Annotated in this window: 12 protein-coding genes; 5 read left to right on the top strand and 7 right to left on the bottom strand. The window is 55.8% G+C overall.

Features of this window, described 5'->3' with window-relative positions; genetic code table 11:
• Nucleotide 1: 1 nt before the first annotated feature.
• Both ACR0DY_RS02780 and ssb read right to left on the bottom strand, forming a co-directional pair.
• Complete coding sequence (locus ACR0DY_RS02780; protein ID WP_480897775.1) at nt 2–1072, bottom strand: site-2 protease family protein; 1071 nt, start codon at nt 1070–1072, stop codon at nt 2–4.
• 18 nt (nt 1073–1090) lie between these two features.
• Nucleotides 1091–1579 (bottom strand): single-stranded DNA-binding protein, encoded by a 489-nt coding sequence (gene ssb, locus ACR0DY_RS02775; RefSeq protein ID WP_209504119.1) that lies wholly within the window; start codon nt 1577–1579, stop codon nt 1091–1093.
• A gap of 201 nt (nt 1580–1780) precedes the next feature.
• On the opposite strand from ssb, the gene ACR0DY_RS02770 reads away from it, so the two are divergent.
• The 3 genes from ACR0DY_RS02770 (at nt 1781) to ACR0DY_RS02760 (ending at nt 4535) form a co-directional block, all read left to right on the top strand.
• Nucleotides 1781–2359 (top strand): lytic transglycosylase domain-containing protein, encoded by a 579-nt coding sequence (locus ACR0DY_RS02770; RefSeq protein ID WP_480481225.1) that lies wholly within the window; start codon nt 1781–1783, stop codon nt 2357–2359.
• Between the two features lie 96 nt (nt 2360–2455).
• The gene (locus ACR0DY_RS02765; protein ID WP_267363905.1) at nt 2456–3418 is read left to right on the top strand and encodes a LuxR C-terminal-related transcriptional regulator; all 963 of its coding nucleotides are present in this window, start codon (nt 2456–2458) and stop codon (nt 3416–3418) included.
• 130 nt (nt 3419–3548) lie between these two features.
• On the top strand, nt 3549–4535 hold the full coding sequence (locus tag ACR0DY_RS02760; RefSeq protein WP_480481221.1) for an MBL fold metallo-hydrolase: 987 nt from the start codon (nt 3549–3551) through the stop codon (nt 4533–4535).
• A 111-nt stretch (nt 4536–4646) separates the two neighbouring features.
• Here the strand turns inward: ACR0DY_RS02760 and ACR0DY_RS02755 are convergent, their stop codons facing one another.
• The 5 genes from ACR0DY_RS02755 to miaA all read right to left on the bottom strand — a co-directional run bounded on the left by ACR0DY_RS02755 (nt 4647) and on the right by miaA (nt 12391).
• The gene (locus tag ACR0DY_RS02755) at nt 4647–6734 is read right to left on the bottom strand and encodes an ABC transporter ATP-binding protein (protein ID WP_267363907.1); all 2088 of its coding nucleotides are present in this window, start codon (nt 6732–6734) and stop codon (nt 4647–4649) included.
• Between the two features lie 92 nt (nt 6735–6826).
• Nucleotides 6827–8290, bottom strand: a complete 1464-nt coding sequence (locus ACR0DY_RS02750; RefSeq protein ID WP_480481219.1) for an ABC transporter permease — start codon at nt 8288–8290, stop codon at nt 6827–6829.
• 13 nt (nt 8291–8303) lie between these two features.
• Entirely contained in the window at nt 8304–9350 is a 1047-nt protein-coding gene (locus tag ACR0DY_RS02745; protein WP_209504113.1) for an ABC transporter permease, read from the bottom strand.
• Between the two features lie 123 nt (nt 9351–9473).
• Nucleotides 9474–11144 carry an ABC transporter substrate-binding protein gene (locus tag ACR0DY_RS02740; RefSeq protein WP_480481217.1) on the bottom strand — a complete coding sequence of 557 codons (1671 nt, stop codon included), beginning with the start codon at nt 11142–11144 and terminating at the stop codon, nt 9474–9476.
• Nucleotides 11145–11497: 353 nt separating this feature from the next.
• The gene (miaA, locus tag ACR0DY_RS02735) at nt 11498–12391 is read right to left on the bottom strand and encodes a tRNA (adenosine(37)-N6)-dimethylallyltransferase MiaA (RefSeq protein ID WP_480481215.1); all 894 of its coding nucleotides are present in this window, start codon (nt 12389–12391) and stop codon (nt 11498–11500) included.
• A 97-nt stretch (nt 12392–12488) separates the two neighbouring features.
• Here miaA and pyrH point away from each other — a divergent pair, with 97 nt between their 5' ends.
• The gene (pyrH, locus tag ACR0DY_RS02730; protein WP_209504110.1) at nt 12489–13241 is read left to right on the top strand and encodes a UMP kinase; all 753 of its coding nucleotides are present in this window, start codon (nt 12489–12491) and stop codon (nt 13239–13241) included.
• Between the two features lie 262 nt (nt 13242–13503).
• Nucleotides 13504–14730, top strand: a complete 1227-nt coding sequence (locus tag ACR0DY_RS02725; protein ID WP_480481213.1) for an aminotransferase class V-fold PLP-dependent enzyme — start codon at nt 13504–13506, stop codon at nt 14728–14730.
• The last annotated feature ends 47 nt before the right edge of the window (nt 14731–14777 follow it).

Here is a 14777-nt window from a genome sequence, read left to right as displayed (position 1 = left end):
ATTAACGGCCCTGAATAACCATCAGCTCGCCAATGTTTTCGCGGGTTATGTAACCGATCATGTGACCGCCATGGGTCAGAACTGCAATGGCTGGCGCCCCATTGTGCAGGTGTTCCAGCACGTCCTCAAGGCCGGTTGTCAGCAAGACTGCGGGAACGTTGGCATCCATGATCGAGGTCGCGGGCGCAGTTCTGGGCTGGTCGCTTGCCAGGGCAGTGAACAGGTGATCGCGTGTCACAAAACCCAGCAAAGTATGATTTGAGTCCAGTACCGGAAACTCGTGCTGAGTGGTGTGAATGACGGCTTGTGCCGCTGTGCTCAGCGTATCACTGGGAGAAAGTGCGTGAAACTCAGTGATCATCGCGTCACGGGCCAGAACACGACGAACCGCAGATCGCAAAGCGACTTCCTGGCTTTCTGCATTGGCTGCAAAGAACACAAATACGGCGATCAATACCAGAATTGGATTGCCGGAGCTCAGCCCTAGAAATCCAAACCCGATGGCGACAACCTGGCCACCAACGGCTGCAATTCGGGTGGCTTTGACACGATTCATGCGTAAACACAGTAGGGCGCGAAAGACGCGGCCTCCGTCCATTGGGAATGCCGGGATCAAGTTGAAGATGGCCAAGAGCAGATTGATATAGGCCAGCTTGTCCACAATCCTCACATTTGGTGACTCCAATTGCGCGAGGGTCTCAAGCGGCATCCCTGCGCCAAGCACGGCAAGGCCAATGAAGATAGCGATATTCACTGCCGGGCCCGCAAGCGCCACCAGAACCTCTTGCATCGGTTTTTCCGGCATTCTCTCAAGCCGGGCCAGGCCGCCGATGGGCAGAAGGGTGATGTCGGGGGTTTTGATGCCATAGCTCCGCGCCATAAGGGCGTGACCGAACTCATGCGCGACAACGCAGGCAAACAGCGCCAGAACAAAGAGAAGGTTCTCAATCGCGGCTGGCATTCCACCGGCTGAGAAAGCGGCAAAACCGACCCAAGCGAGCAGCAGAAAAAAGGTGACATGGACCCTCAGTTCGGACCCGAGCAATCGGCCGAGAGAGAAGGACCATGTCATGTTGTTTCTCCGTTTTACTTAGAACGGAATCTCGTCGTCGTCGATTCCGCCCGATGCGGGCGCCGGAGAGCTGGATGGACCGCCATAGGGGTCACCGTAACCGCCACCGGCCTGGCCGCCACCATAACCGCCGCCGCTGCCGCCACCGCCTTCACTACGACCGTCCAACAGGGTCAGTTCCCCGCGATAGGGGCGCAAGACAACCTCGGTCGTATAACGATCCTGACCGGACTGATCCTGCCATTTGCGGGTTTCCAGCTGGCCTTCGATATAAACCTTGCTGCCCTTGCGCAGATATTGCTCGGCGATGCGGGCCAGCGGTTCCGAGAAGATGGCAACCGAATGCCACTCTGTCCGTTCACGACGTTCACCCGTGTTGCGGTCTTTCCAGTTTTCCGAGGTGGCAATGCGCAGGTTGCACACTTTGCCACCGTTCTGGAACGACCGGACTTCGGGGTCGCGGCCAAGATTTCCCACCAGAATGACCTTGTTGACTGAACCCGCCATGTAAATCCTCGTTCTGTTCTGCGTAAATGCGCCGAATCTGGCGCAATGAGTTTCGTGAGACCCTATACGGCCTGCATCATGGTTGAAAACAGTTGATACAACACTGTCGAACAAGAGTCTTACTGTACTATTTACCAAGCTTTCATTTTTTGCGGGAATACCTATACTCCCACTGGTTTTGATCGAGCAGGATAAGCAAAGATGCGTTCTTGGGTTGCTGGGTTTTCCGTTGCCTGCCTTGTATTGGCCGTTGCGCCGGTGCAGGCACAAACATTGTCCAGCAAAAGCCGCAAGGATATTTTCCTGAAACAGGCGAAGGTTCTGGATTCTCGTGCGGCAACCCAGTACCGCGACTCGGCCCGGCTGAAACCCAAAACAACGCGCGATCAGGTCAGCAAACGATATTCAGGAAAATATCGCGGAGAGTATCTGGAAATCGCGCGGCGTGTTGCCCGCCTTCACAACATCCCTGAAGATCTGTTCTTGCGTCTCGTGCAGCAGGAAAGTGGATGGAACCCTCAGGCGAAGTCACATAAAGGTGCGTTGGGATTGGCGCAACTTATGCCACAAACGGCTGAGCTTTTGGGCGTAAACCCGCATGATCCCAAGCAGAACCTCGAAGGCGGTGCTAGATATCTGTCCTGGCAGTACCGCAAGTTCAAATCGTGGCCTTTAGCGCTGGCGGCCTATAACGCGGGGCCTGATGCAGTTGAAAAGCATGGTGGTATCCCGCCGTACAAGGAAACCCAGAACTACGTAAAGATTATCTGGGGCGGCTGAAACCGATGCTGCGCCGCAGAGTGTCGTATTCTTGATTCAGTGTAACGCCTCCAACTAACCTGACAGGGTATCGCCCAATAACTGGTGAGGCCCCTTATGCCTGCTGATCACCCGCAGATTCCCAAAGAAACGCTGGCAAACTGGCAGCAACTTGTTGATCTGGTCGCAGAACTGGCCGACGTGCCCGCAAGCCTGATCATGAAAACCGACGCGCCGGATCATGCGGTTTTGATCACATCCGATCACCCCGAGAATCCATATCCGGTCGGTCTGAGTTTCCAGTTGAACCCCAAGCTATATTGCCAGGGTGTTCTGGAGCGTGACGGAGAATTGGTGGTCGAGGACGCCAAATGTGATCCGGTTTGGGCGGACAACGACGACCTGGAACACGGAATGACCTTTTACATCGGCTTACCGCTGAAATGGCCCGATGGCTCGGTGTTTGGCACAATCTGTGTTCTGGACCGTAAACAGAACCGGCGGGCCTTGTTGTTCCGAGAGGGGCTGGCGCAGTTCGCGCGCATGGTCGAGTCGGATTTGGCTTTGTTGCAAGAGGTTTATCTGAGACGCGCGTTGGAGGAGAAACTGAACGAAACACTTGCCCAGCTTGAAACGCGTGTTTCGGATCGAACCCGAGAGTTGCAGGAGACGAACACAGCGTTGCGCGTATTGCTCTCAAGTCTCGACGATGACCGCAAGAACCGGGATCACGAAATCGTCGAGCAGGTTCGAAGCAGAGTTTTGCCGTATCTTGAAAAGGTTCGGGCGCAGCTTTCCGGCGACGAGGCGCAATTTGTCTATCTTGAGCTGGCCGAAAAGAACCTGAACGAGATCACATCTTCGCTGTCTGACAAGTTGACGGATGCCTTCGCGGCAATGACCCCGACCGAAATGGAAATTGCACAGATGGTCATGTTTGGGAAAACCACAAAGGACATTGCCAAGGCCCTGTCCCGAGAGACGTCGACAATCGATTTTCACCGCAACAACATTCGTCGAAAACTAGGACTTGAGGGACGGGATCAAAACCTGCGCAGTCATTTGCTCTCGATTTCGTGAATGCCGAATATGGGGATTGCCCCCATATTTCACCCCCATTTTTTCGGTCTGAGCCGATGTGCTTTGGCTTGTTACCCTCTGGGTTGAGGTGCGGAAAAACGGCGCACGTCCAACAGAGAGGTACAAAGATATGGATCGCAAGGATCTGAAACCGACCATCCTGAAAGGGGACAGGGATCATCTGGCACCGGGGCTGTCTCGGCGGTCATTTTTCATGGCGGCAGGTGCTGCCGGTGTTGGCGCGACAGCTTCAGTGCTGGGGGCAAAACCGGCCGAGGCGCAATCGCAAGCCTGGTTGCAGCCAGGAAACAATAACCACGTGATCGACCTGCAGGGATCGACGGGTCAGGCCAGTGCCGGAGTTGTCGGTATCGACTATTATGGCCATTGCGCCATAAAGATCACCTCGCCCAACGGCGCAACGGTCCTGTTCGACCCCTGGCGTGATGACCCGTCGGGCGCGTGGGGGCTTTGGTTCCGCAATGAATTCCCCCAGATCCCGGTGGACATTACCTTGTCGACACATGCGCATTTCGATCACGACGCGATCGAACGACCAAGCTCGACCATGGTGCTGGACAGGATGGTGGGCAATTTCGAGTTCGCCGATATCAAGATCACCGGTTTTGCAGATAAACATGCCTGCGTGGCGCCGGGGTGGTACAACTGGACCAATGCACTGGCCGAGTTTGGGGTCGAAGCCTGCCCACCGAACAATGTGGGTCATATGGATATGGTGGTCTATCTGGTGGAAACAGGCGGCATTCGTACGCTGATCTGGGGTGATAATCGCCACAATCCGCCTCAGGAGTTTTGGGACGCCGTCGGACAGGTCGATGTTCTGACCCTTCCGGTAGACGGGTCGCAACATATCCTGAGTTTCGATCAGGGTAATGACATCGTGGCCAAGCTAAAGCCCAAGATCATTATCCCAACTCATTACCTGAACGAAGTCACGTCTTATACGCTGACCACGCTGCAATCAGCAGACGAGTGGGTAAAGGGACAGCAAAGCTATCAGATGCTTGACAGTTCCAGCCTGAAACTGGAGGCCGGAGAGATTGCTGGTATGAACCAGGAGTTCATGCATTTCGGCAACAATGTCATGACCGGCTGAGAGTCTTACAGGGAACCACCACTCACAGGCGCCGCCAGTTTCCTCGTGAAACGCGGCGCTCACAGAAAGGGCCGGTCAACGACCGGCCCTTTCCAGTGAAGATCCGCAAACCTACTCGGCCGCGACTTTGATCACGGGTTGCATCCGTGCCAGCACCTCTTCGGACAAGTGGCACTTCACCTGATGACCCTCGGCCAATGTCTGCACCGGTGGCACATGTGACTCGCAGCGGCCGTCAGGCACTTCGGATTTCCAGCGACACCGTGTCTGGAACGGGCATCCCGGTGGCGGGTTCATGGCTGAAGGAATATCACCTTCCAGTACGATGTGCTGCTTTTCGACCGATGTATCGGCGATGGGAACAGCACTCAGAAGCGCTTCGGTATAAGGGTGGTAGGGGGGGGCAAAAACCTGATCAGTTGTGCCCAGCTCGACCACGTGGCCCAGATACATCACCATCACTCGGTCGCTGAGGTATCGCACGATGGAAAGGTCATGGCTGATGAACAGCAACGTGGTTTTGTGCTCGCGCTGAATTTCCATCAGCAGGTCGGTCACCGCAGCTTGCACCGAAACGTCCAGTGCCGATACGGGCTCGTCGGCTACCACAATGCGCGCATCGCCGGCAAAGGCGCGCGCGATACCTACGCGCTGCTTCTGGCCACCCGACAGCTGACGCGGCATTCTGTCGGCAAAGGCGCGCGGCAGTTTTACCAGATCCAGCAGCTCCAGCATCCGCTTCTTGCGCTCGGCCTCGGAATTGCCAACACCGAAGATTTCCAATGCCCGGATGATCTGGCGCCCAACGGTCATCGACGGGTTCAGCGTGTCGAACGGGTTCTGAAACACCATCTGAACTTCACCAACGGTCTTTGCGTCGCGCTCTTCTATGGGCACCTGTTCGATATTGCGGTTGTCCAGAAGAATCTGCCCGTCCGTGGCCGTCTCAAGACCCATGAGAACTTTGGCAAAGGTGGACTTGCCGCAACCGGATTCGCCCACAATGGCCAATGTCTCGGATTCATGCGCCTCGAAACTGAGCGTTTCGTTTGCCTTCACAACCTTCTTTTCGCCACCGCCGAACAGGGCATTTGCTGCAACCTCATAGTATTTCTTGAGGTTGTCCATCTTCAGAACGACCCTGCCGATCTCACCTTTCTCTTTCTGTTCACCCACCGTGATTGGTGCGTTCCAGTCAATCTCTTTGAATTTAAGGCAACGGGTATGGTGCCGGTCATTTCCGGGCACCGCCTCCATCAGGATGTCCTTGGCGTCACAGCGACCTTCTTCGAAATAGTCGCAGCGCGGACCGAAGTTACAACCAGGGGGCCGCTCATGGGGTAGGGGAAAGTTCCCCGGTATAGCCACCAGCGGACGCGAATTCTTGTCGGCCCCCGGCAGCGGGATCGACCGGAACAGGGCCTGCGTGTAAGGATGCTGCATCTCGTCAAACACATCCTTGATCGAGCCGCGCTCGACCGCCTCACCCGAATACATCACGCAAAGCCGGTCACAGGTTTCCAGAACCAGCCCGAGGTTGTGCGAAATGAACAGCATCGAGGTGCCGTATTTCTTGCCCAGATCCTTCACCAGCTCGACCACGGCAGCCTCAACCGTCACGTCAAGTGCCGTTGTTGGTTCGTCAAGGATCAGCAGCGCCGGTTTCGACATCAAGGCCATCGCGATCACGATGCGCTGCTGTTGACCGCCTGACAGCTGGTGCGGGAACGAGTTGAGCATTCGCTCGGGGTCCGGCAAGCGCACATCGGTGACAACTTCCAGCGCGCGCGAATACGCTTCTTCCGCGCTGACGCCCTCGTGAATCATGGGCACTTCCATCAGCTGCTTACCGATCTTCATTGCCGGGTTCAGTGAGGCCATCGGCTCCTGATAGATCATCGCGATCTCATTGCCGCGTATGTCGCGCAATTCGTCTGAACTCATTTCCGCCAGATCACGACCCTTGAACTTGATCGTACCACCAACGATGCGACCGTTTTTGCCAAGGTCCTGCATGACACCCAGCGCCACCGTGGATTTGCCGCAACCGGATTCACCGACCAGACCAACAGCTTCACCGGGTTGCACACTGACAGAGAAATCCATCACGGCCGGAATTTCCCGCAGGCGGGTAAAGAAGGAAATCGACAGCTTGTCGATCTCAAGGATCGGGCCGTCATAATCCGCCATCTTGCTCATCTTGTATCTCCTCGCCAGATCGAGGGGATCCTCTTCATCTGGCTAAAAATATCTCGGGGGGTCCGGGGGGCTGGCCCCCGGTCGCTTTCACATCAGTCTTTCAGACTTTCTTCGCGCAACCCGTCGGCCAGCAGGTTCAGACCCAGAACCAGCGTCAACAAGGCCAGCGCGGGTGGCAGAGCAGGGTGCAGGTAGATCGACAAAAGCTTGCGCCCCTCGTTGATCGTCGAACCCCAGTCAGGGCTTTCAGGTGGCAGGCCCAGACCAAAGAAACCTAAGGTTCCCAGTAGGATGGTGGTATAGCCAATACGCAGACAGAAATCGACGATCAGCGGGCCGCGCGCGTTGGGTAGGATTTCCCACAACATGATGTACCACGGACCTTCGCCACGGGTTTGTGCTGCCGCCACGTAGTCCCGTGTTTTGATGTCCAGCGCCAGTCCGCGCACGATGCGGAACACGGTCGGCGAATTCACAAAGACCACCGAGACAAAGACCACCAGAATACCGCCTGGAATATCGAACAGATCCAGATAGGTCGGCAGCCCCCAGATACGATAGGCGTCGGTATTGATGATGTAGCCACCGGTCGAAATCAGAGACAGGTAGAACCAACCCGCTACCCCCAAAACTCCGATCAGCAGCGGTGTTCGGAAGTTCGGTCTGGTATAGTAGCGTGAGTTCAGCAGCACACCTAGGAAGATGATCGGGAATACGAACAAGACGGCCGCCATATAGTTCGGTACACCGGTCGCAACGATCTCGGGCGTGACCAGCAGATAGAACAGCAGGATCACCGGGAAGGCCAGGATCAGGTTCGCAAGGAACGACAGCAAAGTATCCAGCCGACCACCATAATAGCCTGCCGGAAGACCCAGCGTGATGCCAACCATGAAGGCAAACATCGTGGCAAGCGGGGCGATCTGAACAACAATCCATGCCCCTTTGACCATGCGGCTGAACACATCGCGGGCCAGATTGTCGCCACCCAGCAGATACCAGGCGTATTGACCGTCCTCCAGATTGGACAGTGGCGTACCTGGCACTTTGTTCTTCATGCCCGAAACCTGCGACAGCGGGTCATGCGTGACGATCAAATCCATCGCGCCGAATACCCCGGTGAAAACCCAGAACATCACAAGGCCAAAGCCAATCATGCCGATGGGACTGTCAAACAGTTTGCCGTAGAGGCCAAGCTTGCGTTTGAAAGCGATCGACATGGCATAAAGGATGATCAACGACACCCAGACGGGCAAAAACTGCTGGGACATGGCGCCAATAATCCCGGCGCTGGTGCCCATTAGTACGCCCAGTACGATATAGGCGAGTGCGATTCCGACACTGGCCAAGAAACTGTAGCGCAGTGCAAGTTGTATCAGTGTTCGCAGGCCCGAGCTTGAGCTTAACGTACCGTCCGGGTTCACCGTCATCTGGTCTTCGGGCAGCACGATGCTGGCCAGCATCCAGACGGCAATTGACAAGAGCATTAGCGCAAGGCCAAGGGCAAAAAGCGGGTTCAGGAAGGCGATAGAGCCGGTCCAGGTAAGTGGTTCCATGATCTAACCCTCCTTAAGAAATGCGGATGCGCGGGTTGAGGTAGACATAGCCGATATCCGAAATCAGCTGGGTCACCAGCACCACAAAGACCGACACGACCGAAATCGCCAGCAACAGCTGAATGTCGTTATTGCCCGCGGCCTGAACCAGCGCCCAGCCGAAGCCCTTGTAGTTGAACAGGGTCTCGACGATCACTACACCATTCAGCAGCCAGGGGAACTGCAGCATGATGACGGTGAACGGTGCGATCAGCGCGTTACGCAACGCATGCTTCATGACGATATTCGGGAACGAAACACCCTTCAGGCGCGCGGTGCGGATATATTGCGCCGTCATCACTTCGGTCATCGAGGCGCGGGTCATCCGTGCAATATAGCCCATCCCATAAAGCGCAATGGTCAGGACCGGCAGGAAGAAGTTTTCAAAGGTCGGGTTCTCCATCGCTTGCGTGGCCGTACCCTTGAACCACTTCAATCCAACTGCAGAAGAGGTGAAGATGGCGATAAAGATCACGCCCGAGACGTATTCCGGTGTCGCCGTCGTTGTGATGGCGAAGGTCGACAGCGTCCTGTCGGTGGCAGATCCTTCTTTCATTCCTGCCAAAACACCAAGGATCAACGCAGACGGAACCATCAGCAGCATGACCCAGAGCATCAGACGGCCAGTCAGAGCCAATCTGTTGCCAACAACGGTCGAAACCTCTTCTTTGAAGACAGTCGAATAGCCCCAATACCCTTGCAGGATTCCGCAAAAATTCGGAGATTCTTCGGCGGTTTTGCCCGGCAGGATGCATCTTCCCTGAACGGTTCCGTCTTCATTCGTGTACCGATAAGATGGTAGGACACCCAGCCATTCGCCGTATTTTATCGGAGTGGATTGGAGGTAACCATTTTTGCTCAGGTAGCTCTCAACCTGTTCATCCGACATCCGAAAGTTGCCCTGCGTTTTCGCCAGCTTCTCGAGATTCGGATAGAGGTTGGTCAAGAAGAAAACCAGGAATGTCAGACACAATGCCGTCAACAGCATGATGCCAACGCGCCTTAGAATGAAAAGTCCCATATTTGCCCCTGTGGGTCGGCTAGCGCGGGTTTCATGGAACGCCACGCTTAGCTGTTATTATTTGTTCGTCGCATTCAGGACGAAGAGGCCGCGCCAGGGTGGCGCGGCCTTTTGCGTTTTGGCTCAGGACGTAAAGCCGAACTTATAAAGCTGCGGCAGGTCTGCGATATGCTTTTCGACACCCACCAAATTGTCGCGGTGATGGCGCATCGCTGTCCGCCAATAAGGCTGGATCGTGACACCTTCGTCGATCATGATCCCCTGCAGTTTGGCCATCACTTCACGACGTTTGTCGACATCTGCGATCGAGTTCGCTTCGGACAGCAGGGCGTCGAACTCTGCATTGGCGAAACCTGATTCATTCCAGGCAACGCCTGACTTGTAGGCCAGCGCCAGAACCTGCGTACCCAATGGGCGGTGGTTCCAGTTCGTCGACGAGAAGGCGTATTTCGTCCAGTCGTTCCAGAAGGTCGATCCCGGCAGAACTGTATGCTTGGCCTTGATACCCGCGTCGTTCAGTTGCGCTACAACCGCTGCCGTAGTGTTACGGCGCCAGTCATCGTCGATCGATTGAACTTCGTGCTCAAAGTCACCCATACCCGCTTCATCCATCAGGGCTTTCGCCCCGGCAGGATCGTACGGGATGCGAGTCACGGCCGAGTCATGTTCGGGGTGCATCGGCCCGACATGGCAGTTGTCAGCCGGAATGCCGTAGCCTGACATGCCCAGCTCCAGGCACACTTCGTTGTCCACCGCCATGGCCAAAGCCTGACGAACGCGCTTGTCGCCGTAGATCTTGTTGCCGTTTTCGTCTTCGGCCAACTGGTTCGGGCGGATAACGATGGTGAAGCCCGACGGGATTTCCGAGCGCACAAGCCCAATTCCGTCGAAGATGTCGACGAATTCGCCAACAGATTCCCAGTTCATGTCGATCTCTTCGGCCTCATAAGCCGCAAGGAATGCAGCCGGGTCAGTGCCGTAGTCGATGAACTCGATGCGGTCGATATAGCCGCCTTTTCCGGCCTCATATCCCCACCAGTCGAAGCCTTCGTTGCGCACCAGCACGCCTTTAACGCCAACTTCGTGGCTGTCAGGCAGCATGAAACCTGTGCCGACCGGGTTTGAAAGCATGTCGTTCGCATCGAAGCTGCTATGAACGATTGCGGCGGGATAGTCCGCCATGCCCGGGATGATCGTGATGTCAGGCGCGTTGCACTTCAGTTTGACAGTATGGGAGTCGACAACGGTGATTGCGCCGTCCGCAGCTTTCTGAGTGCTTTCGTCGATAAGCGACGCCATACGCGATGCCATCGAGTTGCCTTCCAGACCAGCGTCACACCATCCTTCGATGTTGCGGGCCACGTCTTCGGCTGTGAAGTCATCGCCATTGTTCCACTTTACGCCCTTGCGAACGTTCAATGTGTATTCGGTGGCGTCGGCGTTGGCTTCCCAGCTTTCCAGCAGCATTGGCTTGAACGAGCCGTCGTTGTTGTATTCAACTAGGTACTCCAGCCAGCCTGCTGTGAAAGTGGCAATTTGCGTCCAGTCATAGGTTCGCGGATCTTTGAGCGCGCGCACTTCCATCTGGTAGCGGATGGTACCACCGCGCTGCGGCTCTTGTGCCGCCGCAGGCGATTGCAGACCGATCAAACCATAGGCCGTCGGTACAGCGACACCCAGCGCCGTCGCGCGGACCAGAAATTCCCGGCGGCTAAGCTTGCCGTCACGGTATTCCTGCGCGTGCATCTCGGCCGCCCAGTGCACCTTGTCGTTGGTGATTGCCGTATTGGTCATAAATGTCTCCCTGTGACATTGATTTTGTTGATTTGTTCTTGTTCTAAGCGACGCGGGCTTGTCCGGTCGAAAGAAAGAAGGATTCCGGTTTTTGGACTCTGTGCATCCCCATGCCGCCATTCGGCACCAGAAATCACTCAACGTCAACGTTCGGAATCGACATAAAATGCACAAAAACGACGTTACCGCATTGTTGATATTTCGATAGGGATATACCTATATGACACACCGCAGGGGGAGCCTCTTGCGGAATTTCGATGTCAAATTACTGATAAAAGACGAGAAACTTCTTCTTTATCTGTTGATCAAATTGCTTTCGCTATCAAATCCAGCGGAATGAACAACACCAGATATCACTTTGAGAAATCGACGTGATTCCATGTTTTCATTCTTGCCCGAAACCACGTGCGTTGACGTTTGGCAAATTGCCGGGTCGAGATTGTGGCCCGTTCACGGGCCTGATCCAAAGTCAGTGTTCCATCCAGATAGGCCATAAGCTCTGGCACACCAATGGCTTTGCAGGCGGGAAGAGCGGGGTCGAAACGATCCCGCATGGCGCGTACTTCGTCGATTGCGCCCAGCTCCAGCATCTGATCAAAACGGCGTTCAATCCGATCCAGAAGCCACGTTTTGTCGACGTCAAAAACGATAGGAACCGCATCATCCAGCCGTAAAATTGGCGGTGGCGTATCGACCTGCCAAGATAACAGGCTGCGACCAGTGGCGCGCTGCACTTCCCAAGCGCGCTGCACGCGCGCGCGGTTCTGCATATCCAGGCCAGACAGTGTCTGTTCGTCGACCCCGGCGACCAGCTCGGCAACGGTCAGCAAGTCTGCTTCGGCCCGCACCTGCGCTGGGGTCGCAGGAATTTCGGCCATGCCTTCGGTCAGGGCCGAGAAATACAATCCTGTCCCGCCGACAATGATTGGCCGCTGGCCCCCGGTTAGCAGTGGCACCACTTCTCGCAGCCAGTGACCGGCAGAATAGTCCTGATCATAGGCGATGTGACCATAGAGCAGATGCGGCACGCGTGTTTCTTCTTCGACAGATGGTCGGGCCGAGATCACTCGCCAGCAGTCATAGACCTGACTTGCGTCTGCATTGACGACGACCCCGCCATGCCGTTCGGCGATCTCCAGCGCCAGTGCTGATTTCCCGGATGCCGTCGGCCCTGCAATCAGGACAGGTTTGTCGTCGGGAATAGGGGGTAATTGCTGAAATATCGCGTCTGTTGATCGCCGGGTCATATGCGGTTGCCTCAATCCTCACCAACCGCATTGAACCTGCGGAGCTTTTGCTTCATTTTGCGCCGGAAATTAACCCCGTGCCAGCCCGGAGCGCAACATGAGCCTTTCCCCGTCTTCTGAAACTGCCGAAACCCCGAAAACCACATACAAACGTGTCATGTTGAAAATTTCAGGAGAGGCATTGATGGGGGATCAGGGCTTTGGCCTGCACCCGCCGACAGTTCAACGCATCGCGCAAGAGGTGAAATCGGTTCACGATCTGGGCGTTGAGATCTGCATGGTTATCGGTGGAGGAAACATTTTCCGGGGCCTGAGTGGATCTGCTCAGGGTATGGAGCGGACGACAGCAGACTATATGGGGATGTTGGCCACGGTGATGAACGCACTGGGTATGCAATCTGCCCTGGAAGAGATTGGGGTGTTCACCAGGGTCATTTCGGCCATTCGCATGGATGAAGTGTGCGAGCCGTATATCCGCCGCCGCGCCGTACGACACCTTGAAAAGAAAAGGGTTTGCATCTTTGCGGCCGGCACCGGCAACCCGTATTTCACCACCGACACCGCGGCGACCTTGCGCGCCAATGAAATGGCGTGTGAGGCGATTTTCATGGGCAAGAACGGTGTCGACGGCGTCTACGACAAGGATCCCAAACAACATGCCGACGCGGTGCGTTATGACACGGTCACCTATGACGACGTTCTAGCCAAGCGGTTGCGGGTCATGGATGCGTCAGCCATCGCGCTGGCGCGTGACAACAACCTGCCTCTGATCGTCTTTGGTCTGGATGAGCCCGGAGGTTTCCGTGGTATTCTTGCAGGCGAGGGGACATATACCAAAGTTCAGGGTTGAGGCCCGAACGAGACCTGCCCCAGAGTGTTAGAAATTCAGCCCCGGCAACCCCGCCGGGCTTTTTCTTTTGCTTCAGCTTGACGGTCGCGGATGGTGCTGTCTAAGTAGCGTTGTCCTTCCGAAGTGAAGGGCTGCCCGGTGTTTCGTCAGCTCATGGCGCAAGCACAGGCTGGGCTGGAAGACCTGCCATGATTTCTGAGATGTCCGGAAACATGAGCGGGCATCTTGTTGATATGACAGCACAACTAAGGAGCAATGAGGCATGAGCTCTCTGGATATCAATTTCGTTCGGGCACAGTTTCCGGCTTTTTCCGAACCCAGCCTGAAAGGACAGGCGTTTTTTGAGAATGCGGGCGGGTCATATACCTGCAAGCCGGTGATCGACCGGTTGACGCGGTTCTATACGCAGCGAAAGGTTCAGCCCTACGCCCCTTATGAGGCCAGCCGTCTTGCAGGTGCCGAGATGGATGAGGCACGCGTGCGCATGGCCGCCATCCTGGGTGTTGAAACCGATGAGCTGAGCTTTGGCCCTTCGACGACACAGAATACCTATGTTTTGGCACAGGCGTTCAGGCAATGGATGAAACCTGGCGAGGCGATTGTCGTGACCAATCAGGATCACGAGGCAAATTCGGGCCCATGGCGTCGTCTGGCCGAGGCAGGGATTGAAGTGCGGGAGTGGCAGATCGATCCTGAAACCGGATCACTGAACCCGCAGGATCTGGAAAATATGCTGGACGAAAAAGTGCGTCTGGTCTGTTTCCCGCATTGTTCCAATGTCGTTGGAGAGATTAACCCGGTCACCGAGATCACTGCGATTGCCCACGCGGCTGGTGCATTTGTCTGCGTGGACGGCGTATCTTACGCCCCGCATGGGTTTCCGAATGTTGGCGATTTGGGGCCGGATATCTATCTGTTTTCAGCCTATAAAACTTTTGGCCCGCATCAAGGCTGCATGGTCATTCGCCGAACACTGGGAGAGTTGCTGCCCAACCAAGCGCACTACTTCAACGCCGACGTTCTTTACAAGCGCTTTACCCCGGCAGGCCCGGATCATGCTCAGATTGCGGCAAGTGCAGGTATGGCCGATTACGTCGAGCTCCTGTGCACGCATCACGGTGGGCCTGACGCCGGTGCAGCAGAGCAGGGTGCCTTTGCCCATGACCTGATGCGCGCGCATGAGGTGTCCTTACTTCAACCGGTTCTGGATGCGGTAAAGGACCGCAACGCGGTACGTCTGATCGGCACTTCAGATGCCACCCGGCGTGCGCCGACGGTAGCGCTGTCGCTGAACCGTCCCGCTGAGTCAGTTGCAGCAGAACTGGCGCAATACGGTGTTATGGCGGGGGGAGGCGACTTTTATGCTGTGCGCCCATTGCAAGCGATGGGCGTGGATCTGGCACAGGGCGTTTTGCGGGTCAGCTTTACACATTATACCTCGCAGCAGGAGATTGATCAGCTTTTGGAGGCGCTTGAACACGTTTTGTGATCCACTCAGCTTGGGGCTTCGTAGAACGAAGAAAACCTCAGGGTGGA

The sequence above is a fragment of the Ruegeria sp. O6 genome (genome assembly GCF_056535045.1).
This window is presented reverse-complemented; position numbering and strand designations above follow the sequence as displayed.